Origin of the sequence: Aneurinibacillus tyrosinisolvens (assembly GCF_001015055.1) — a bacterium.
In the GTDB taxonomy this organism is placed as follows: Bacteria; Bacillota; Bacilli; order Aneurinibacillales; family Aneurinibacillaceae; genus Aneurinibacillus_A; species Aneurinibacillus_A tyrosinisolvens.
Map to the genome: position 1 here is coordinate 1 of NZ_BBWZ01000056.1, position 22,055 is coordinate 22,055.

General features: G+C 44.6%; 19 protein-coding genes, 2 pseudogenes and 1 riboswitch. Of the genes and pseudogenes, 15 read left to right on the plus strand and 6 right to left on the minus strand.

Translation table 11 applies throughout. From position 1 onward, the window contains the following. From sppA to yhbH, 7 genes are all read left to right on the plus strand, one after another. Positions 1-860: signal peptide peptidase SppA (gene sppA, locus MBEAL2_RS25725; protein WP_047155081.1), on the plus strand; the 860-nt coding region annotated here is incomplete at its 5' end. 33 nt (positions 861-893) lie between these two features. Next, entirely contained in the window at positions 894-1,328 is a 435-nt protein-coding gene (locus MBEAL2_RS25730; protein WP_082130190.1) for an RDD family protein, read from the plus strand. Positions 1,329-1,427: 99 nt separating this feature from the next. Further along, the gene (trmL, locus tag MBEAL2_RS25735; RefSeq protein ID WP_047155098.1) at positions 1,428-1,892 is read left to right on the plus strand and encodes a tRNA (uridine(34)/cytosine(34)/5-carboxymethylaminomethyluridine(34)-2'-O)-methyltransferase TrmL; all 465 of its coding nucleotides are present in this window, start codon (positions 1,428-1,430) and stop codon (positions 1,890-1,892) included. Positions 1,893-1,978: 86 nt separating this feature from the next. After that, positions 1,979-2,707 (plus strand): HAD family hydrolase, encoded by a 729-nt coding sequence (locus tag MBEAL2_RS25740; RefSeq protein WP_047155082.1) that lies wholly within the window; start codon positions 1,979-1,981, stop codon positions 2,705-2,707. Positions 2,708-2,784: 77 nt separating this feature from the next. Further along, positions 2,785-2,899: riboswitch (SAM riboswitch) on the plus strand. 132 nt (positions 2,900-3,031) lie between these two features. Next, positions 3,032-3,883, plus strand: coding sequence for a MetQ/NlpA family ABC transporter substrate-binding protein (locus MBEAL2_RS25750; RefSeq protein WP_047155084.1), 852 nt, complete (start codon positions 3,032-3,034; stop codon positions 3,881-3,883). A gap of 532 nt (positions 3,884-4,415) precedes the next feature. Further along, entirely contained in the window at positions 4,416-6,314 is a 1,899-nt protein-coding gene (locus MBEAL2_RS25755; RefSeq protein WP_047155085.1) for a PrkA family serine protein kinase, read from the plus strand. A 23-nt stretch (positions 6,315-6,337) separates the two neighbouring features. Continuing rightward, positions 6,338-7,366 carry a sporulation protein YhbH gene (gene yhbH, locus MBEAL2_RS25760; RefSeq protein ID WP_082130192.1) on the plus strand — a complete coding sequence of 343 codons (1,029 nt, stop codon included), beginning with the start codon at positions 6,338-6,340 and terminating at the stop codon, positions 7,364-7,366. A gap of 72 nt (positions 7,367-7,438) precedes the next feature. Here the strand turns inward: yhbH and MBEAL2_RS25765 are convergent, their stop codons facing one another. Further along, positions 7,439-8,983, minus strand: a complete 1,545-nt coding sequence (locus MBEAL2_RS25765; RefSeq protein WP_047155086.1) for a recombinase family protein — start codon at positions 8,981-8,983, stop codon at positions 7,439-7,441. A gap of 225 nt (positions 8,984-9,208) precedes the next feature. Here MBEAL2_RS25765 and MBEAL2_RS25770 point away from each other — a divergent pair, with 225 nt between their 5' ends. Continuing rightward, positions 9,209-9,670: a PAS domain-containing protein gene (locus MBEAL2_RS25770; protein WP_047155087.1), complete on the plus strand. Its 462-nt coding sequence runs from the start codon at positions 9,209-9,211 to the stop codon at positions 9,668-9,670. A 2-nt stretch (positions 9,671-9,672) separates the two neighbouring features. Here the strand turns inward: MBEAL2_RS25770 and MBEAL2_RS25775 are convergent, their stop codons facing one another. Continuing rightward, positions 9,673-10,065, minus strand: coding sequence for a helix-turn-helix domain-containing protein (locus MBEAL2_RS25775; RefSeq protein ID WP_047155088.1), 393 nt, complete (start codon positions 10,063-10,065; stop codon positions 9,673-9,675). Positions 10,066-10,270: 205 nt separating this feature from the next. Next, a complete protein-coding gene (locus MBEAL2_RS25780; protein WP_047155089.1) occupies positions 10,271-10,882 on the minus strand; it encodes a replication-relaxation family protein in 612 nt (203 codons plus the stop codon). Between the two features lie 293 nt (positions 10,883-11,175). Between MBEAL2_RS25780 and MBEAL2_RS25785 the strand changes: the two genes are divergently transcribed. From MBEAL2_RS25785 to MBEAL2_RS25800, 4 genes are all read left to right on the plus strand, one after another. Beyond that, positions 11,176-11,442 (plus strand): AbrB/MazE/SpoVT family DNA-binding domain-containing protein, encoded by a 267-nt coding sequence (locus tag MBEAL2_RS25785; protein ID WP_047155090.1) that lies wholly within the window; start codon positions 11,176-11,178, stop codon positions 11,440-11,442. A 243-nt stretch (positions 11,443-11,685) separates the two neighbouring features. After that, positions 11,686-13,074, plus strand: coding sequence for a YheC/YheD family endospore coat-associated protein (locus MBEAL2_RS25790; protein WP_047155091.1), 1,389 nt, complete (start codon positions 11,686-11,688; stop codon positions 13,072-13,074). 33 nt (positions 13,075-13,107) lie between these two features. Beyond that, positions 13,108-13,485, plus strand: coding sequence for a hypothetical protein (locus tag MBEAL2_RS25795; protein ID WP_047155092.1), 378 nt, complete (start codon positions 13,108-13,110; stop codon positions 13,483-13,485). Positions 13,486-13,492: 7 nt separating this feature from the next. Then, entirely contained in the window at positions 13,493-14,434 is a 942-nt protein-coding gene (locus MBEAL2_RS25800) for a YheC/YheD family endospore coat-associated protein (protein WP_047155093.1), read from the plus strand. Positions 14,435-14,558: 124 nt separating this feature from the next. Here MBEAL2_RS25800 and MBEAL2_RS29785 read toward each other — a convergent pair whose 3' ends face one another. Next, positions 14,559-17,087, minus strand: coding sequence for a S8 family peptidase (locus MBEAL2_RS29785; RefSeq protein WP_052948022.1), 2,529 nt, complete (start codon positions 17,085-17,087; stop codon positions 14,559-14,561). A gap of 252 nt (positions 17,088-17,339) precedes the next feature. On the opposite strand from MBEAL2_RS29785, the gene MBEAL2_RS25810 reads away from it, so the two are divergent. The 3 genes and pseudogenes from MBEAL2_RS25810 to MBEAL2_RS25815 all read left to right on the plus strand — a co-directional run bounded on the left by MBEAL2_RS25810 (position 17,340) and on the right by MBEAL2_RS25815 (position 19,310). Then, on the plus strand, positions 17,340-17,528 hold the full coding sequence (locus MBEAL2_RS25810) for a hypothetical protein (RefSeq protein WP_047155094.1): 189 nt from the start codon (positions 17,340-17,342) through the stop codon (positions 17,526-17,528). A 148-nt stretch (positions 17,529-17,676) separates the two neighbouring features. Continuing rightward, positions 17,677-17,865: pseudogene (locus tag MBEAL2_RS33315) on the plus strand (sporulation protein YhbH); the annotation flags it as partial. Then, positions 17,862-19,310 carry a SpoVR family protein gene (locus MBEAL2_RS25815; protein WP_047155095.1) on the plus strand — a complete coding sequence of 483 codons (1,449 nt, stop codon included), beginning with the start codon at positions 17,862-17,864 and terminating at the stop codon, positions 19,308-19,310. The pseudogene MBEAL2_RS33315 and the gene MBEAL2_RS25815, both read left to right, overlap by 4 nt. A 54-nt stretch (positions 19,311-19,364) precedes the next feature. On the opposite strand, the pseudogene MBEAL2_RS31390 reads toward MBEAL2_RS25815, so the two are convergent. Together MBEAL2_RS31390 and MBEAL2_RS25825 are read right to left on the minus strand one after the other, a co-directional pair. After that, a pseudogene (locus MBEAL2_RS31390) lies at positions 19,365-21,003 on the minus strand (lactate permease LctP family transporter). 23 nt (positions 21,004-21,026) lie between these two features. Beyond that, a complete protein-coding gene (locus MBEAL2_RS25825; protein ID WP_047155096.1) occupies positions 21,027-21,977 on the minus strand; it encodes an L-lactate dehydrogenase in 951 nt (316 codons plus the stop codon). Between the last annotated feature and the right edge of the window lie 78 nt (positions 21,978-22,055).

A 22,055-nucleotide genomic window follows, 5' to 3' on the forward strand; every position in this document is an offset into this window, starting at 1 on the left:
GAACTACGTGGGATTCAACAATTGTTTCAGGCAGTGGGGAAACTCAAGTTGTACAAATATTTGTAGATGGAGTCATATCGGAAGAAGCAAGCTGGAATGGGAGTTTTGATTTTAATGGCCTGCTCTCCCAATTAAATCAGGCGAAAGATGATGATGCCGTCAAGGCCATTGTGCTGCGTGTTAACTCCCCGGGAGGAGCTGTCGTGCCGACGGATGAGCTGCACCAGAAAATTATGCAGATTCGTAATGAAACACATAAGCCTGTTGTTGTCAGTATGGGATCCTATGCCGCGTCAGGTGGATATTATATTTCAACAGCTGCGGATAAAATTTATGCCAATCCTTCTACACTTACTGGAAGTCTGGGTGTAATTGCTTCATACCTTAACTACGGCGATTTAGCGGCCAAGTATGGAGTGAAGGAAAATGTAATTAAAAGCGGAAAATTTAAAGATATTGGAAGCCCTATGCGTCCGATGACAGAAGATGAACACGCGATTTTACAAACAATGATTAATGAAAGTTATCAGCAGTTCGTGGATGTTATTGCCGAAGGACGCAAGATGCCGCGCGACAAAGTAGTAAAGCTTGCTGACGGGAGAGTGTATACCGGAAAGCAGGCAAAACAGGCAGGCCTGATCGATGAATTCGGTACGCTGGAAGATGCGACAAATGAAGCAATGAAGCTGGCGAATGTAGAGGATGCGACGGTCATCCGTTATGAAGAGCCTTTAAGCTTTGGAAGCTTTCTTCCGTTTATGTCGTCCGCAATTAAGCAATATGTCCCTTCACAGCCGCTCCCTGACTTTCTTCGTGAAGAAAAGCGGACACCAAGCCTGGAGTATATATACAGGCCCTAGCAAAATAAGATAGAACATAAAGGAGGTGAAACGATGGAAAATCAACAGCAGGAATTTTCGTTTGAACCCGTAGTGGAACATAGATATGCCGGGTTCTGGATCCGGTTTATTGCTTCTCTCATTGACGGTATACTACTTACAGCAGTAACCTATCTACTAGGCTTTCGCTCATCGACTGACCTATTTTCTTTTAGTGAGCTATTTCAGAATTTATTAGGTTTAGTTTATTTTATTATTCTTACGGTATTATACGGACAGACGCTTGGAAAAATGATTTGTGGCATCAAGGTTGTACGGACCGACGAAAAACCAAACAGCTGGGGCTCGATTATTCTCAGGGAAACAATCGGGAAGTTAGTTTCCGGGATTGTTCTGCTGCTTGGCTTTATCTGGGCTGCTTTCGACAAAAGAAAGCAAGGCTGGCATGATAAGATGGCAAACACATACGTGGTTAAAACAAGGAAATAATAAATCATACAGAGTAAGAAGGGTGGTGTGTTTTTGATGCGCCATCCTTTTTTATTTTCGCCTGAATATGCTATGATGGACTGTGAGGTGAAAATCAGGATGGCGTTTAACATCGTGCTCCATGAGCCGCTCATTCCTGCTAATACAGGAAACATTGCCCGCACGTGTGCGGCAACAGGAACGAGGCTCCATTTGATTAAGCCGCTTGGCTTTTCCACGGATGATCGGTATTTAAAGCGGGCGGGCCTGGACTACTGGCATGCTGTAGATCTTACATACTACGAATCGTTTGAAGACTTCGCAGCCCGGAATCCGGAGGGGCGGTTCTTCTTTATTGAAACAGACGGAGATAGGTACCATTCCGATGTATCCTACAGGGATGGTGATTTTTTTGTATTCGGCAAAGAAACGAGCGGGATTCCCCAGGAAATCATACAGCAGTTTCCCGGCCAAATCATCCGTATCCCGATGGGAGATGCGACACGCTCTCTGAATCTGTCAAACACAGCGGCGATTGTCCTGTACGAAGGGCTCAGACAGATTGGGTACCCGGGAATGAAGTAGGGAAGGGGAGAAAATAAAGAAAAAGTATTACCGGCTGGCAGGGTTCAAATCAAACAGCGGGACAAATAATAGAGGAGGGCTGCGGTTTGGCTGATAAAGCGATATTTTTCGATCTGGATGGTACACTATTGACGATTGATACAGAGGCGTTCCTTCACAGGTACATGAAGCGTCTTGGAGATTATGCAGCACACATCATAGAGCCGGAGCTTCTCGTAAAAACGCTGTGGACGGCGACAAAGCACACGATGGCAGACGAGGACAGCACGAAGACGAATGAGCAGGTATTTCAGGAACATTTCCTTTCGATGGCCAACCTTTCACACGAAGCCATTTGGCCGACGTTCGATAAGTTTTATACAGAAGAATTCTCCCTGCTGAAGGAGGGAATCGAACCTCATCCGTATGCGCTGAAAGTGGTAGAGGAAGCGAAGAAACAGGGGTACAAGCTCGTAGTGGCAACCAATCCTGTGTTTCCGGGGGTCGCCATCCAGGAGCGAATGAAATGGGCAGGGCTTAATGAAGGGGATTTCCTCCACGTCACGATTTTTGAATCGGCTCATTACTGCAAACCAAACCCGAGGTATTTTACCGAAATCTGTGAATATATCGGGATGCAGCCGGACCAGTGCATTATGATTGGAAACGATATGCAGCAGGACATGGTTGCTTCTGAAGTCGGCCTGAAAACTTTTCTTGTTCTGGATTATAAGATTGATCGCGGTGTTCCTCAGCATCGGGTTGACGCTTCGGGTACATTAAAGGAATTACATGATCAACTGTCCGGAAAGACGGGTATATTTTCCAGGGGATAATCTATTTGTTTTGTGAATAAAGTGGTTGACAGAGTAGGGACAAAGACGTATTATATTGTCTAGTGAATTGAATATCTCGCTTATCGAGAGAGGTGGAGGGACTGGCCCGATGAAGCCCGGCAGCGGATTTTCTGTTATAGGAGAATGCTGTGCCAAATCCAGCGGAATGGAAATCATTCTGGCAGATAAGAGTGTACGGTCTTTTAGACAATCCCTCTCGGTTCTGCCGGTGAGGGTTTTTTTGTATCGGTACGCAGGGCCCGCGGAAAGATACGGCGAAACACTCGCAATACGTTAATAAAATAAAAAATAGGGGGAAGCAAGATGAAAAAGTGGTTGATATCCTTTCTTTTATTCGCAATCGTAGGTCTGCTTGCTGCATGCGGCAATAGCGGCGATAAACCAGCGAGCACAGATAAAGCGGCGACGGAAGCGCCAAAGGCAGAAGCAAAGAAAATAATCGTAGGTGCGAGCTTAACGCCGCACTCCGAGATTCTTGAGCACGTGAAAGCCAAGCTTAAAGAACAAGGCGTTGATATGGAAGTAAAAGTGTTTGATGATTATGTATTGCCGAATACAGCACTTGAAGACAAGCAAATCGACGCAAACTATTTCCAAACTGTGCCGTACATGGAAGAATTCAACAAGAAACATAAAACACATATTGTAGGATTAGACGGTATCCACTTCGAGCCAATGGGTGTATACCCTGGTAAAGAGAAGGCGAAAGAGCCGAAACAGGGCGCAGTGATTGGTATTCCTGATGATGTAACAAACAGTGCACGTGCGCTGAAATTGCTGGAAGCTAACGGTTGGATTAAACTCACACCAGGAAAAGCATTAAACGATATCACGAAGCAGGATATTAAAGAAAATCCGAAGAAAATTCAAATCAAAGAAATGGAAGCTTCCTTGCTGCCACGTGCGTTGAGTGAAGTTGATTATGCGGTAATTAACGGAAACTATGCATTATCAGGCGGACTAACTCCAGCACAGGCAGTCGCTATGGAAAGCAAGGATTCAGAAGCGGCGAAAAACGGAGCTAACATCATTAGTGTAAAAGCCGGTGATGAAAACCGTCCAGAGATTAAAAAGTTAATCGAAGTGTTAAAGTCAGACGATGTGAAGAAATTCATCGAAGACCAATACAAAGGTTCAGTTGTACCGGTATTCTAATGGAAGTAAAGAAATGCGGGTTTCCTATTTGGGGAACCCGTATTTTTTAGTAGATAAGAAAGTATAACTTTCTTATCTACATAAGGGCAACTAAGGTCATCGCCAGCGCCTGTGGCTTGGCGCTAGCCAAGTTTTCTTTATTAAAAAAAACGGCCTTTCGTAATCGAAGGGCCGCTTAGTATGATTCCTGCCTTATAAGTTCCAGGTCTTATCCTCGTTGTATCCGGCTGTGAAAATAGCGCCTATCATCATCACCAGAATAGCTAAAATAATCACCATTGCGCTGTAACCCCTTTCCATTTATACATGATTTACCTTTCATTATAACTCATGCCAAAAGGGTTGTGAACAGAACAAAAAAGGACAATCCTGACACATAATTCGGCCGGCAGGCGATGTTTTTTAATTTGGGCGTAGGCTTTTGGTAAGATCTCTTAACTTCTAGCATGTCAGCCGGGTATACGGAATAGGATAGTAAAAACGTATCTCCAATTTTACGACATTCCGAAAGAAGAAAAGGAGAGGAGTGCCCATGGATATCCTAAGGCGGATTTCAGAATATCGCGCACGGGAAGAACAGCTAACCTGGGAAGGGACTTTCGCCGAATACCTGCAGATCATCAAGAAAAATCCGCATGTTGCCCAGACCGCCCACTCTCGTGTTTATAACATGATTAAGCATGCTGGCATTGAAAATAATGAGGATGGAAGTAAAACGTACAAATTCTTTAGCAGGGAGATTTACGGGCTGGATCGGGCGATTGAGAAGCTGGTTGAGGAATATTTTCATTCCGCAGCGATGCGCCTGGACGTTCGCAAACGGATTCTCCTGCTGATGGGGCCGGTAAGCGGGGGGAAATCAACGCTCGTAACGATGCTTAAACGGGGGTTAGAGCATTTCTCACGAACAGATGAGGGAGCAGTCTACGCAATTAAGGGATGCCCGATGCATGAGGATCCTCTACACCTCATACCGCCCGAGCTGCGTCCGGAAGTGGAAGAAGAATTCGGTATTATTATCGAAGGAAACCTGTCACCGTATAACCAGATGAGACTGGATACAGAATACGGCGGGCGTATCGAAGACATGCCGGTCGAGCGAATTCTTTTCTCGGAAGCCAAACGGAAAGGAATTGGAACGTTCAGCCCTTCTGATCCGAAGTCGCAGGATATTGCCGATTTAACAGGCAGCATCGATTTCTCGACCATTACCCAGTACGGGTCAGAATCAGATCCGCGGGCCTACCGCTTTGACGGGGAACTCAACAAAGCGAATCGAGGACTGATGGAGTTCCAGGAAATGTTGAAGTGCGATGAAAAATTCCTTTGGAATCTGCTTTCCCTCACGCAGGAAGGGAACTTCAAAGCGGGAAGGTTTGCCCTCATTTCTGCTGATGAACTCATCGTCGCCCATACGAATGAATCTGAGTACCGTTCTTTCATCAGCAATAAAAAGAACGAAGCACTCCAATCGCGGATTATCGTTATGCGCATGCCTTATAACCTGCGTGTATCTGATGAGGAAAAAATTTATTCCAAGCTCATTCGCCATAGCGATCTCGGGCATGTACACGTTGCGCCGCATTCTCTTCGGGCCACTTCTATTTTCTCGATTTTAACGCGCCTTAAGGATTCGAAAAAGCAGGGGGTAGACCTGCTGAAGAAACTCCGGCTCTACAACGGGGATTCTGTGGAAGGCTTCAAAGAAGCTGACATTAAGGAACTGCAAAATGAATTCCACGATGAAGGAATGTCAGGCATCGATCCGCGCTATGTCATTAACCGGATTTCGAGTGCGCTTATCCGCCGTGATACCGAATGTATTAATGCACTGGATATTCTTCGCGCATTAAAAGATGGCCTCGACCAAACGGCTACTGTATCAAAAGAAGACAAAGAACGTTATCTTACTTTCATTAATGTAGCCCGCAAGGAATATGATGAACTGGCGAAGAAGGAAGTACAAAAAGCATTTGTTTATTCGTATGAAGAATCTGCCAAAACCCTAATGGATAACTACCTCGATAATGTTGAATCATATTGCAATAAAACGAAAGTTCGTGACCCGATTACCGGTGAAGAAATGGATTCGGATGAGAAACTTATGCGTTCGATTGAGGAACAAATCGGCATCTCTGAAAATGCAAAGAAAGCATTCCGGGAGGAAATCCTCATTCGAATTTCCGCCTATGCACGCAAAGGAAAACGTTTTGATTATAACAGCCATGAACGCCTGCGGGAGGCCATTGAGAAGAAGCTGTTTGCGGACCTGAAGGACGTCGTGAAAATTACAACTTCGAGCAAAACACCGGATGAAGTACAACTGAAAAAAGTAAACGAGGTAACCGCCCGTCTCATTGACGGACACGGATATTGCCCGATTTGTGCCAACGAGTTATTACGCTATGTGGGCAGCCTCTTGAACCGGTAACCGGTGCAGAAGGGGGAAGCATTGTGGAAAAAGAGCCTTTGTTTATCATCTCACGGGAAGACTGGTCGCTGCATAGAAAAGGCCACCAGGATCAGATGCGCCATCAGGAAAAGGTAAAGGAAGCCATTAAAAAAAACCTTCCTGATTTGGTGAGTGAAGAAAACATCATCATGTCCAATGGCCGTGACGTTGTAAAAATCCCAATCCGCTCGCTCGATGAGTATCGTATCCGTTACAACTATAACAAAAGCAAGCATGTGGGGCAGGGAGACGGAGATTCCAAAGTTGGGGATGTCATCGCCCGCGAACCCGAGCCGGCTAAAGGCCCCGGAAAAGGCCAGGGAGCGGGCGATCAGCCCGGTGACGATTATTACGAAGCGGAAATCTCGGTTGAAGAGCTGGAGGAAATGCTGTTTGCCGAAATGGAGCTGCCAAATCTGCAGCAGAAAGAACAGGACGAAATTATTGTAGAAGAGATTGAGTTTAACGACATCAGGAAAAAAGGCCTGATGGGCAATATCGACAAAAAACGGACGATTCTTGAGGCACTCCGGCGCAATGGGCTGCAGGGGAACGCCGGAATTAAAAACATATCGAACGAGGACCTCCGGTTTAAAACATGGGAAGAAGTTGTAAAGCCGCATTCCAATGCGGTAATATTAGCCATGATGGATACGTCAGGTTCAATGGGGGCGATGGAAAAATATGTAGCCCGCAGCTTCTTCTTCTGGATGGTGCGGTTCCTGCGTACAAAATACGAAAAAGTAGACATTGTATTCATTGCCCACCATACCGAGGCAAAGGAAGTAACGGAAGAAGCCTTCTTCTCAAAAGGAGAAAGCGGGGGAACGATTTGTTCATCAGCTTACCGCAAGGCATTGGAAATCATTGAAGAGCGGTATTCCCCTGCAATGTATAACATTTATCCTTTTCACATTTCCGATGGCGACAACCTCACATCGGATAATGACCGCTGCGTGAAGCTGGTGAAAGAGCTAATGGATAAATCCAACATGTTCGGCTATGGGGAAGTGAATCAATATACTGCATGATGATACATACAAAAAGTCCAGGATGGGGCAGAGGATGCCTTGTTCCGGGCTTTTTTTCTGAAAACAGGCCCCCTAAACAGGGAGCCTTGGTATAATTTCCAGCTCGAACTGATCCTGTTTCGTCCATTCTTTTTTGCGGGTAAAATGCACTTTCTCGAGGATTGATTTCAGAAGATGGTTTTTTTCCTCGGTACTTTTGATGTGATAGTAGGCATCGATTACTTTTCGAATGTGTGGAGCGGCACGGGTCTGGTGCTGGAGGCTCTGTTCTTCCGCCTCCCTCTCTTTTTCGAGCTGCTCCCGAATGGTTTCGGCCTCGTTTATTTTTTGAGAAATTGATTGATAGCGCTGCAGAAAGATTTCCTCCGTATATACGTGTTTCTCCAGCATTTCAAAAGCGGTCTCTTTCATGCCTGTCAATACCGCTATTTCTTTCGTTAGCGTGTCAATTTGTTTTTGCCTGATTTCAACTGTCGTCATTTCGTTTTGCATAGAAGCTGCCAGTTCTTTTCGGCTTAGATCTATTTTCTCGACAAGCATACTAAGGTGGCTGAGAAGCCTTTCCTCCACAAGATGAAAAAGCACGCCCTTCTGTATCTCCTGGCAGTGTGGGTTTATACAGCGCAGCTGCGGCTTTCTTTGCTTCGAATGCGTGTATCGCAAGGAGCGTCCGCACACGCTGCATTTCATAATACTTGCTAATGGATTGGCAAGCTGGCTCCCCTCTTTTGTTGGCGTCCGATATCTTCCGCTGAGGCCCAGATTTGCACGTTCAAAAAGTTCCGGGGTAACAACGGCTTCGTGTGCGTTTTCATGGCGGACCCAGAGCTCCTGGGGAACCTTCTTTATTATCCTTTTCCCATTTCTCTTTGTATACCGGTGTTTCCCCCAGATAATATGGCCAAGATACACTTCATTCTTAATGATATAACTGATAGTAGACTGCTCCCATAGCTTCCCCTCCGGCGGATGAATACAGATCCCTTCCAGCTTCTTAACTACCGCTTGTCTTCCGTTTCCCCGGGCCGCCCACTCGAAAATTTGCCTGACCACGGACGCTTGCTCCGGATGGGGATAAAGCTTTAAGTTCTCATCGCGTAAGTACCCATAGGGGGGTTTTCGGGTAATCGATTTTCCATCTCTGGCTGACCGCTTGCGCCCCCCCTGGAGACGCTTATTAATCTGTTTCAGTTCTTCGCGGGCAATAATGGATTTGACTCCGAATAGAAGCTCTGCCCCTTCCTCGTTGCAGTCAATGACTTCATTTGGCGTAATAATGATCGTATCTGAGGATTTAAACGTGCGAAAAATAGTGCCGGCATCGATCATGTCACCGCGGCCCAGGCGATCAAGGTCCATAACGATAACGCCTTCAACGGCTCCTTCATCCACCTGGCGCAGCATTTCCTGTGCAACCGCGCGCTCAGAAAGAAACTCTCCGGAGACGACTTCTTCAAACGTGGCAATGAGGTTATGCTGCTCCCGTTTCACAAGGTCAAGCAGTTCTTTGCGGTGTTTGCCAAGCGTATCATATTCGGGATTTTTTCGTTCCTCCTCCATGTCTTTTCGGCTTTTTCGGAGATAAATGAAAACATCTTTACCAGCAGGGCGGTACATATCATCACCTCTCTACCATTATATGTACAGCCATCTGCCTAACATGATTTTTTAAAGTAGCCCCCTTAAAATTGCTGGTCCTGTTCGAAGATTATTTTTAGAGGTGCTATCGTCCTATGTATTTGAAGTGTGTTAAGGAGGCAATATAATCGTATTCATTCGGCAATAAGGGGAATATACTAGCAACTAGGGATAGGGGAATATTCAGAAAACGGGGAGGTTATAATGTTAGAGCGAAAAGTTGAGCTGCTATCCATTTTTTCTAAAATGATTCATGAATATGAAAGAAAAAATACTCCACTTTGTTTTTCTTTTAAAAAAATAGGGTTTGATTTTTTCTTTACTGGTGTAAATGAGGCTTTATTAAAGGCTGCAAATTTATCTGCGGGTGAAATTATTGGGATGAATCTATACAATGATATCCTGCCAGAGAAATTCTCCCATCAGCTTTATAAGATATACGAGGAAGCCTGGAAAGGAAGTCGGGTGTTTTACTATATCCTTCTCCCCACAAATAAAGATGTTCTTTTTGCTTGTATCTTAAAACCGGTTAGGAACGAAGGGGAGATAGTGGAAGTAAAAGGCCATTGTGTCCCACTGAATGCAAATGAACTTCACCAATTCAGGAGGTTCTTCAATAATGTAGGGCCATTTGAAAGGATGTATGGTATGGAGTATCTTGAGTAAAGCTATTTTATACTTGTGTATAAAATATGTTCAATTTTCTTTGTTTTTTTAACCGTTGTGCGCAAGTTTCGGATCATATTGATGATAAAACCGAGTTCTTCTTTTGTTAATCGTTCCCCGTCCAACATGATGCTGTATTTTATTTTTAAATCCTCTGAGGTGATTTCTAAGTCCTCTAAAAAATCATGTTCTATGGAAGAATACTCATACTCTTCCTGAAGAAGTGTTTTTATGTCTACATTGTAAACCGCTGAAATTTTCTGCAGGAGTTCAAGGGAAGGGCGATAAATGCCACGTTCGACTTTAGAGAGGTTGCTGTAATCATAATCTATTTTTGTTGCCAGTTGTTTTAGTGTATCGCCATTTTTCTTTCTCAGATTTTTAATTCGGTCCATTATTTATAAATCCCCCCTTTATATTATTTTAAATGGCGGCGGACATCCATGTTATATTCTAACTGTACATAGATTAACTGTAAATATTTACAGAACATTTACGCGTCCACATTAACAATATTTAAAAAAGTGTGCTGTTTTTGCATGATATTTTGGTTCATATAACCAATTGCCAGTATAGAATAAGGTAGGGAAAGTATTAAATCTAATTTTTTACTTTCAACTCATTCATAAAAGAAAAGACATCTTTGCTTTGGAATATCTCTATTTCATAACAAGGTAAATTATAACAGTAATTGGAAATAATCCAGACAATAGGGAATCTAACAATATTTCGATCTTGCCATGGTTCATCCTGCCAGCTTTTCAAACGGTAATAATTCAAATAACGGTTTAATTTTTCATGCATCATTCTGCTGGAATATATGGAGTTTTGAATTTCCACAAAGAACGGCACTCCATACCAAACCATAAAAATATCGGGCTGCATAACATTGGGTCCGTACCGGGGCTCTACAATAAACATACCTGGTTTTTGATACTTGATTACTTCAATATAAAAGTCTGCAATGGCTAAATAGTGGCTGATTTTTTGTGAATTCTTCCTAATCAAGGGAGGGCTTGTAAAATAAACATAGGGGCTGTGCTCTATGTTTGCTTCTACATGCCCATCCCTTCGCAGTCTTTTTAAAACATAATTGGCCGAGGTAACTGGATTTTTAAGATGGCTAAAATAAAGTGCTGCGATTTGATCCCTGGAAAGGCATCGGAAGGCAGATAATCCATTCAACATTTCCTTATCTCTTGGTGTAAGCATCCTTCTTCCTCCCCCGTTTATAATTAAAACCACTTCAAAAAAGCCCATTTCTCAATCAAAACGGCAGCAAAACAAAGGTAGGCTTTGCTTTTGTAGTATATATGTCACAACAAATGTATCTATACAATTTTGGTTAATTTAACCACTTGATTGGACAGGCTTTCAATTTCAGAATAGAAAATGTTAAATTTTGTGAAAAAATGGGTAAGCGCCCATTCCTTTTGTACCCATTTATGAATTAGATATAGTAGGGTCAAGTGCCAGGTATAGAGCACGAAAGAAGGAGTGGTAACATGGATAAATTGAAAGCAACGGGGATAATACGGAAGATTGACCATCTGGGGAGAGTGGTGCTTCCTATTGAATTGCGCCAGCTTTTAAACATAGAAGAGAAAAAGGATCGCCTGGAGATCAGCAGCGAGGGCGAGTTTATTATTCTAAAGAAGCTTAAACCTGCTTGTCTTTTTTGTAGTTCCACATCCAGGCTGCATAATTACAAAGAAAGAACGATTTGTGATGATTGCTGGAATCAAATCGGAAGCGAGAAAGATGGGATCTGATGAATAAAAAACAGCTGCCTGTTGGTGTCAGGCAGCTGTTTTTTATTCGTCCCCACTTTTCACTTCACATCTAATTTCATACTATGCGGATAAGTAAGGACCAGTGTTAGGTTGCTATCATGTTTTATTACTATAGTGTATGGATAAAATTCTGCTAAAAAACCCAATTTTTCTTACGTACCTATCGGGAATGCACGTAATTGAATATACTATCCCATACCGATTTAAAGGAGTAGGGGGTAAATGGCCGATCTTAGATGGATAAAAGTTGTTTCATTCATAAGTAATCAATCAGTTATTCGTATTGACCATCGTGTACGCGCTGTTTCGTCGGAAAAATACCTCTTTCATTTTGGCCTGAAACAAACACCATGTCGTGTTGAATGGTTCGAAGACCCAGGCTATACAGACGTGAACGATGCAAACCACCCACTGGAACTATTTGTGTCAACAAAGATGATTCAAGGTCTTCTAATTCCAGAAGGAACCGTATTTCAATTACGATTTGAAAAGGAAGAGATGTACCTGGGACCGACGATTGGATTGTTATTTGGAAGCAATGTGGAGAATTATACGCCGGAGTATATGAAGGAGCATTATTCTGATCGCATGGGGACTTATTCATCGTTTGGCGGCATGGTTGTCGCGTTTTCAATCGTATCTGTAGATTGGGAGAACTCGACGGTGGCAGGTTTAATCTATCATCCAGGCAGCGGCAGCTGGTGTGAGGGGGTAACGGCAATTCCGGCTGTCATCTACCGAAGGCATATCATGCAGCCTTCTTTTAAAAAATTCCGTACGAAGCTTTTAGAAAAAAACGGCCTGTTAATCAACTCAGACCGCCTATCAAAGTGGCGGACGTATAAGGTTTTGCTAAAAAACCCAATTTTCCACAAATATCTGCCAGAGACGCACCTGCTTTTGACGAGCTGTCAGCTCCTAAAGGTATTGGAAGAACATAATAAAATCATTTTAAAGCCAAAAGGAAGCTCCCAGGGAAAAGGAATTATTATTATTAAAATGATTACCGCAGGGGAGAACCGAAATTCTTACCTGGTAACCGGGTATCAAAAAACCGATGAAACTCCGAAACAAAGGCTTATGAATCAGCAAGAATTCCACAGTTTCATCAGAAAATTTGCCGAGGAATATGAGAAGAAGTATATCTGCCAGAAATATATTTCCCTGGCTAAAGTCGAAGGATCGCCGTTTGATATACGCGTTATTATGCAGAAAAATCCGTCGTATGATTGGATTTGTAATGGGATTGAATGCAGGATAGCAGGTAAGGGCAAAGAAATAACAAATTTTTCGGCAGGGGGAATGGTCCTGTCTTTTGAAAAAACCATCCAGCGCTTGAACGGCCAATTCGATTATGAAACCGTGAAAGAAAATGTTTTGCGGGTCTGTAGCGAGTTTTGCTTCTGGATGGAACAGCAAAAGCAGTATCACTTTGTGGAATTCGGGATTGACCTGGCACTCGACCAATCCGGTCAGATTTATTTTATCGAGGCCAACTACAGGCCCGGTTATAAGGGGTTTAAAACGATTGGTTTCGAACAGTATCTGCGAATTGGGTATGAACCGCTATGTTATGCTGCCAGCGTTCAAAAGTTCAATATTTCCACTTAGTCAATCCAACTGAAAGGCGGGGGATGAGGGAGTATGCGAGTCAGAACATGTAAAGAATCATCCCGGCAGATTCAGTTACATGAGGATGTAATCAGGCGTTTTAACTTAGAGGGAACGATTTATATTTCACTCAAGGTTGGCGCTTTTATAAAAAAGATTCAATTAGCAGCTACAATATGCTATGACGCTGATATTATTTTGCTCTCGGAAGATATTAGTGATGCGGTAAACCTGCCCGAAGATTTACAATATGAAATTCGGGTGGAGGATGGGGCAATCCACATAGGGCCGGTAATTGGATTGCTTGTCTCCGAAAAAGAGGAATATTTAACGGAGAATCGCTTAAAAGAATATTTAAAATATATGCTCCGCTATGATGAGGTGGGGGCTTGTCGTCGCATTTACGTTTGAAGGAATTATGGATGAAGATCTTAAAGTAATCGGGTATGCTTATCATCCAGAAACGAACTCCTGGAGAAGAGGGATTTATGCCTTTCCCGGTGCGGTTTATATTCGCAGAGCCCATATCAGGCTAAAATCGTATCATCGTCTGGAGAAATTAATCGGAGCTAATTTTTTTAATGCGTATGCTTTTAATAAATGGGAAATGTGGCAGTGGTTTTCAAAAACGGATGTACTTTCATCGCATTTGCCGGAAACGGTCCTAGCGTCAGAAGAAAAGGAAGTAAAAGAACTGCTTGATAGGGTTGAGCAAGTTATTTTTAAACCTTATAAAGGATACCGGGGGAATGGTATCTATAAAGTAGAGAAGATGGAGCCTGCTGCTTATACAGTAAAATACTTAGCTGAAGAATGTTCTGTGGTGGAAACCTTTACAACATGGGAGGAGTTGTACCGATATATTAGCCAATCACAGGACTTGCAGGGATATATCGCACAACACAGCATTTCTCTCCTTAAATTTAGTGGGCGGTTATCTGATATTCGGATTATCGCACAGAAGGGAAAGAAAGGAACATGGCAGATTCAAGGGATGGTTACAAGGTATGCAGGACCAGAAAATTTCGTAAGTAATATCTCCCGTGGAGGTTCTGCGGAACTAACCAGGGAAAGCTTACTAAAATTATATGAAGGTAACGAGCGAAAGGCGGCTGAAAAATATCAGGATCTAGAAGCAATGGCTTTGCTTATTTGTGAACACCTGGATAAAGTGGGGTTTTGCTATGGGAATTTAGGACTGGATGTTGCAATGGATGAGCAAGAGAATCTGTGGCTGCTTGAGATTAATAATATCTATCCTGACCATACCATCGCACTTGATGCGGATGACGACTCGCTCTATCACCTGGCCATGTCGACTCCTCTGCTTTATACAAAGTGGCTTTCCGGGTTTCGGTAAGTATAAAATAATAGCAAACAAAAAACCCCGTAGACCGGGGTTTTTTGCACTCCTCTGCATGCAAACGATTTGTTTGCCTTATCATTGTATGCTGAATTTATGAAATGGGTGTAGTAGCTAATGATTATTTATCGAGCGCGTTCACGATGACAGCTACAGCTTCCGCTCTTGTTGCTTTGCCCTTTGGATTAAAAAGATTGCCCTCAAGGCCATGCACAATTCCGTTCGCACTTGCTGTTTTAACGGATTGGGCAGCCCATCGGGAAATACTCGCTTGATCCTTAAAGGTGTTTCCTCCATTAACAAGAGGAAGCTTCGCTGCCTTCACAACAATGGCTGCCATTTGCTCGCGCGTAAGTAAATCGTTCGGTCCAAACGCTGCCGGGCTGTAGCCGTTTATTATACCATTGGATGCGGCGATAGAAATTTCATTTCTCGCCCAATAAGAAGGCGCCACATCCTTAAAGGTTTTTTCGCCTTTTGGCTGCAGATTAAATACGTTAACAACCATAGCAGCGAATTCGGCTCTCGTAATATTTCTATTCGGTTTTAATGTCCCATCGTCGAATCCGTGGAGTACTCCCATATCTATTAGCCTGGTGAACGATGTTTCTGCCCAGTGTCCCGTAATATCAGAGAATACTGCCTTTGGAACGTCGAGAGTCTCCGGCTGTTTTGGGGCTTCTGCTATTTTTTTAGTGGCGATAACGGCAAATTTGGTGAAGTGTGTAACCGTGCCGCTTACTTTGTCTCCTTCGATTTTTACATTGTCGAGTTCAACCCACTTGTTTGTTTCCTCGTTGAGCCAGAAGAGACTGACTTTGTATTTATCCGTGTCTACCTTCGATTTTTCGAAGGGCAGCGCAACGGTTACCGGCTTGGCGAAATTACCGGGTTTGTCCTTCTTGATTTCGTAAATATCACCAATAAGCTTACTGTTTTCGGCTGCCGGAAAGCTAGTTGTATCCATAATTACGTTTACGGTTACTTTTATGTCGCTTGCCGCCGCGTCTGCAGGAATTGTGATGGTAGCGTCATTGTTAGAAATCGTTCCGCCAGCCGAGCCTTTGATGGTGTTTTTATCTAGGGAAGGTGCGGCACCACCGCCGCCACCGCCACCACCACCAAAGGCCGGGCTTGCCGGCTGCGGTGCAGGAGCAGAAACCGGTGCTCCACCGCCGCCGCCGGAGATTGGACTCGCCGGGGGCTGTGCAGCAGGAGCAGAAGCTGGAGTTTCACCGCTACCGCCGCTCGCTGGTGCAGGCACTGCTACCGGAGCTGGTGTTGGATTTGCTGCAGGATCTGGAGCTGGTTTTGTTTCCGGAATGCTTGGCTGTATAGATTGTACGGGATCTGTTGGTGGAGGTTCTGAAGGGACTGTTGCTGGATCTGTAGGTAGAGGTTGTATTTCATTTGTCTGTTTGGGTTGTGAAGCCTCCTGTTCTACAGGCTGCTGCACATACCGGGTAAAGCCGTAACCAAACCAGGGGTCCTTGCCTGCGTCCCCTAAGTCTTCCGCATAATTTATCATTTCTTCGCGGAGCTGTCCGTTTGTCTCGCCAGGATACTTCTGCTTGAGAAGGGCGAATAGGCCTGCCACGTGTGGAGCAGCCATCGACGTTCCGCTGCCAACCGCATATCTTCCGCCAGGAAACGTACTTACAATGTCAACTCCCGGAGCGGCGAATTCTACTTCTTCCCCTGTAGAAGAAAAGGAAGCCCGGCTTTTGCTGCTATCGACGGCAGAAACAGCGACGACACTGCTATACTTAGCCGGATACTCAACCGTATTTCCGCTGCCGTCAGGAGTTCCGCTGTTCCCGCTTGCCCCTACGATAATAATCCCTCGTTCATTCGCTTTATCAATGATGCTATGAAAAATATCAGAGTCGGTATCTGATCCAAGGCTCAGGTTAATAATGTCCATATTGTTTACGATGGACCAGTCGATGGCCTCTAAAATATCCTGGAGAGTTCCGTCTCCGTTGTTGTCCATTGCTTTCACGGCGTATAGGCTCGCGTCAGGCGCCACGCCTACCATCCCGCTTCCATCGTGCCTGGCGCCGATCGTTCCGGCGACATGGGTGCCGTGTCCGTTATCGTCTTCATAGGACGCGGTGTAGCCGACGGTAGAAACCCCGCCTGCGATCGCTAAGTCGGGATGGGCCGAAATTCCGGAATCAATAACGGCTACCTTTATCCCTTTGCCTGTAAGTCCTTCGTTCCAGGCGGCCGGTGCCTGTACTGCCTGTAAGTCCCATTGTGACTCTTCAGGGGATACGGCAATACTGTCTCCTGTGGTCTGAGCAGCACGGATATCATCTAAAACCTGCATCCCGCCCTCAGCCAGCCTGAATGTAATATTATCCTCAATATAGGCGATGTTCGGGTTTTGTTCCAACTGCTGGATATTCTTTTCCTCCAGCGTAGCGGACACAGCCGGAACGGTTTTGAATTGATGGTCTACTTCCTCACTGTTATTTAAAACCGCTTGCTTGCCCTCATTGTTTTTATAAACAACGATGACTTCCTTCTGCCCATCGGAGCTTTGTGCAACCTCTTCCGCATAGGCCAATGGCAAACCCGCGTTCATGACCAACAGTAGTGATACTAGAGAAGTTGCCCATTTCTGATGGCTTTTCCCTTTGTTCATATCTTTATAACTCCCTCCCTTCCCTGTAGATAACAAAATATGGAATTTTATTTTGAATTCTACAGGCCTTGTAATACTTTATCGGTCATATAACTTCGTAAATAGAGGAAAAAGGAACCAATTATTTTCAAGGGTATATAAGTGATTGATAGGGGAACGTATATTCTGTTTGACCTATAAAAAAATGAAAAAGTTGTGAGGTTGTCCCCCATCCTTTTGTACATAAACATGTAGCAAGAGGGGGTGAAAGGGATGGAGGAAAAAGAGGAGCGTCCTTGCTATACGACACAGATGGGCAATACGACAATTAAAATTCGCTCAGCTCTCCCATTCATGACAGAAGAGGAACGTGCACAGTGGTTTAAGGACAATGATTCGCTCCCGGAAGTCCAAATGATAAAGAGAGCGTGGATACGGGCGGTGCTGGCAGTCGAAGGATAAAAAAGCGCAAAAAAAAGAGGCTAACGATATAGATAGACATTCGCCAACCCTCAACCGAAGTAGCCAATAAAATTGGGAGCTACTATGGAAAATATATCAGGTTATCTTCCTTCTTTATACAGGGAGTTGCTGGTAAGAGGACAGGATAGAATGTCTTAGGCCCTCCTCGACTTTTTGTATGTATCATGAAGAAGTCAATCAATACAACCGGCACTCTACCCTGATGTCCGCGTACAAGAACATTAAAGACCCGAAATTTAAATACTGCATCGTAAGGGAAAAGGGAGAAGTATATAAGGCGCTCACAGGCTTTTTTGGAAAAGGGGGATCGGAATGACGGACGAAGAGATGAAGCAATTGGAGCGGGCAGTCGATGAAATTACCGAGATTGCCCAAGGCTTTGGCCTTGACTTCTATCCGATGCGATATGAAATCTGTCCGGCAGACATTATTTATACCTTTGGCGCGTACGGCATGCCGACGCGCTTTTCCCACTGGAGCTTCGGTAAGTCGTTTCATCGGATGAAGCTTCAATATGATTTAGGATTGAGCAAAATATATGAACTCGTTATTAATTCAAATCCTTGTTATGCATTTTTACTGGACGGAAACAGCCTGATTCAAAACAAGCTGATTGTTGCCCACGTGCTCGCCCACTGCGATTTCTTTAAGAACAATATGCGTTTTAGCCGGACGAACCGGGATATGGTGGAGAGTATGGCGGCGACGGCGGAGCGGCTGCGCCAGTACGAAATCCGGTACGGAAAACAGACAGTGGAAGATTTCCTGGATGCGGTGCTGTCCATCCAGGAGCATATTGATCCGAGCTTGACCCGCAGGCATTTTACGTGGGCGGAAGAAAGAGGGGAACAGCAGCAGAGTAAGAGCGGAGGAGAGCCAGGTAAGCTGAAGCAGTCGTATGGAGATTTGTGGCTGCTGGATGAGGAGGAGAGGAGAAAGAAGGAAGAGGAAGAGGAGCAGGCGAAGAGAAAAGTAAACCGCTTCCCGCCTGAGCCGGAAAAAGATTTGCTGCTGTTTATTGAGGAATTCAGCCCAATACTGGAGAACTGGCAGCGTGATATCCTGACGATTATGCGGGAGGAGATGCTGTATTTCTGGCCGCAGATTGAAACGAAGATTATGAACGAGGGCTGGGCCTCCTACTGGCACCAGCGAATCTTACGGGAAATGGACCTTACGGAACAGGAGACGATCGAATTCGCCAAGCTGAACGCCGGGGTTGTTCAGCCTTCCACCACCAGCATCAATCCGTATTACCTCGGCCTGAAAATCTTTGAGGATATTGAAGAACGCTGGAACAATCCGACGGAGGAAGAGAGAGAACGGTTTGACCGTGTGCCGGGCAAAGGCCGCGAGAAAATCTTTGAAGTGCGTGAGCTGGACAGCGACACGTCATTCATCCGCAATTATTTAACGAAAGATCTGACAGAAAGGCTCGACATGTATGTGTTTGGCAAGCAGGGCAATGATTGGGCGATAACGGATAAAACATGGGAGATTGTGCGGGATCAACTGGTAAACAGCCGGACGAATGGAGGGTTTCCATATCTGCTTGTGCAGGATGGCGATTACCTGCGCAATGGAGAATTGTACCTTTACCACCAGTTTGAAAGCATGGAGCTGGATATTAAGTACGTAGAGAAGACAATGCCATACGTTTACAGCTTGTGGGGCAAGACGATACACCTGGAAACAAGGATAGAGGATAGAAAGGTATTGTTCACGTATGACGGGAAGAAGTGCCATCGAAGGTTTTTGTAATGAAGGGAAGGGCCGCTCCAGTGTGAGCGGCCCATTTTTTTAATAGGTCTACCTTTAGCTTAGAAAGAAGGCTTGTCCAAGCGTGACAATGCCTGTCACTACCAGGAATACCATACTATACTTAAGCGTGAAGCGAAATAAATCGGACTCCTTACCTAACAAGCCCTACCGCACCAGCGGCTACCGCAACAGACTGCGGTGAGAGCATTTTTGCCATGACACCACCGGCGGTATTAGCGGCAATAAGAATCATGGGAAGAACGCTGATTTGTTCCGCGGTGATAACCTGCAAACTTCCGAATAATGCATTCCCTGATGTTACAGATCCGGTCAAGAATACGCCAATCCACCCGAGTACAGGAGAGAGGAATGGGAAGGCGCCAGCCGTTGATGCCAGGGCAAGTCCCAGGATAGAAGAAAGGCCCGAGTAGTTAGCAACAAAGGTAAATCCGAGCACCATCATAATGGTAAGAATCGGTTTAGCAAGCTCTTTTATTGTCTCTACAAGTGTCTCCCATCCGGTTTTTACGTGTATCTTTAAAATCACCATCGAGAGAAGAGCGGCGATGGGAATGGCGGTTCCGGTAGCAGAGAAGAGATCGAGCTTTAGAACAGCAGCATAAGGAGTCGGTTCATTCACGATGGGCTATATTTTGAACACTTGATTGTGCAAGCCCGGAACTGCAACATTAATCATCCAGCTTTCGAATGCTCCGCCAGGGGCAAATAACCCCTTAAATGCTTTTGTGCTCCAGATGGTTACCATTACGATTAAGGTAATAAAAGGAGACCATGCCTTGATTATTTGTTTAGCTGTCAGCCGTCCTGCATCTGTTTCTTTTATAGTATGAGTGCCCTCTTCGATTTTATGAGGGTTTTTTATGAAAATGGCAAAGGACATAAGAGTAAGAATGGAAGCCAAGGCTTACAATGGCAGAGGTGATATTAGGCAGTTCAGGTCCGATAGAGGTTACCGTTACGTATTGAGTAACAGCATAGGATCCTCCGGAAACGACAATGGCCGGCCAAACCTCACGCACCCCTTTCCAGCCATCCATAATGAAGATGAGCAGGAATGGAACGAAGAAAGAAATAAAGGGAAGCTGGGTACCGAGAAATTTTCCGATTTCCATTGCGCTGACCCCGCTAACCTGTCCAGCTACAATGACCGGAATCCCCATCGCACCGAATGCGCCGGATGCCGTATTCGCGATTAAACATAAACCGGCTGCCTTCAATGGGTTGAATCCTAGTCCGACAAGAAGGGCTGCGGTAATGGCAATGGGAGCTCCAAAGCCGGCTGCACCTTCCAGAAAGCATTAAAAGAAAAGGCGACAAGAAGCATCTGCAATCGCTTGTCATCTGTAATCGAAACAATAGAACGACAGATAATATCGAATTGGCCGCTCTTTACGGAGAGCTTATAAAGAAAGACAGCTGTAACGACGATATAGCTAATCGGCCATAACCCATAAGCGAATCCATAGCCTGTTGCCCCTGCTGCCACAGAAACCGGCATGTGGTAGATGACAATAGTAATGAGAATGGAAAGGGCGACGGTAATCGTAGCTGCGATATGTCCTTTAATACGCAGGATCGTTAAGGCTAGAAAGAAAAAGGCGATGGGTAAAGCTGCGACGATGGCAGATAGCCATATATTGTGGAGCGGATTATATACTTGTGTCCAGGTCATCGTTGTCACTCCTTGCTTGAAAGTTAATCAAAATATGGTTTTATTGCTGTTTTCAACACATTGGCAGAATGATGCAGTTTTTTCATTTCTTCTTCCGTTAAATCCAGCTCAACAATTTCACGGATACCATTCCGATTCACGATAGCCGGCACACCGATATACAGGTCATCCAATCCGTATTTTCCTTCAAGTAAAGCAGACACCGTGAGGATCGAATTCTCGTTGCGTAAAATAGCTTTCGTTAAACGCGCAAGCCCCATTGCAATCCCGTAATACGTAGCTCCTTTGCGGTTAATAATATGGTAGGCAGCATCGCGTACATTAACGAAAATGTCTTCAAGGTCCTTCTTGATTTTGTCATTATCTTTTTTAAAGTAGCTTTGAAGCGGCTGGCTTCCGATTGTCCCGTGGCTCCAAACCGGCAGCTCAGTATCTCCGTGTTCACCGATGATGTAGACGTGAACGTTTCTGGAATCAAGCTCGAAATATTCACCAAGCAGGTAACGAAGACGGGCCGTGTCCAGGATTGTTCCTGAACCAATGACACGCTCCATTGGGAGCCCTGAGAATTTCCATGTAGCATAGGAGAGGATATCAACCGGGTTCGTGGCTATAAGAAAGATACCGTTAAATCCGCTCTTCATAATTTCATCTACGATAATTTTAAAAATTTTAATGTTTTTCGCAATGAGGTCGAGCCGTGTTTCTCCAGGAGCCTGGTTGGCACCGGCGGTAATAACGACGAGGTCGGCATCTTTACAGTCCTCATAGCTTCCAGCCCATATTTTCATTGGAGAGCTAAACGGTAGCCCGTGGTTTAAATCCCTTGCTTCCCCTTCTGCTTTTTCTTTATTTATATCAATTAGCACCATTTCATTTGCAATTCCCTGGTTCAGGAGGGAGAAGGCATAGCTTGAACCTACGAATCCTGTTCCAATAATGGCAACTTTTGATGTATTTCTTTCATTATTCATTGTTAGTTCCACCTTCCAAGTTCTTGTGATTCATTTTACATTGTTACTGTACCTCCTTTTAAAAACTCAAGGTGTGAT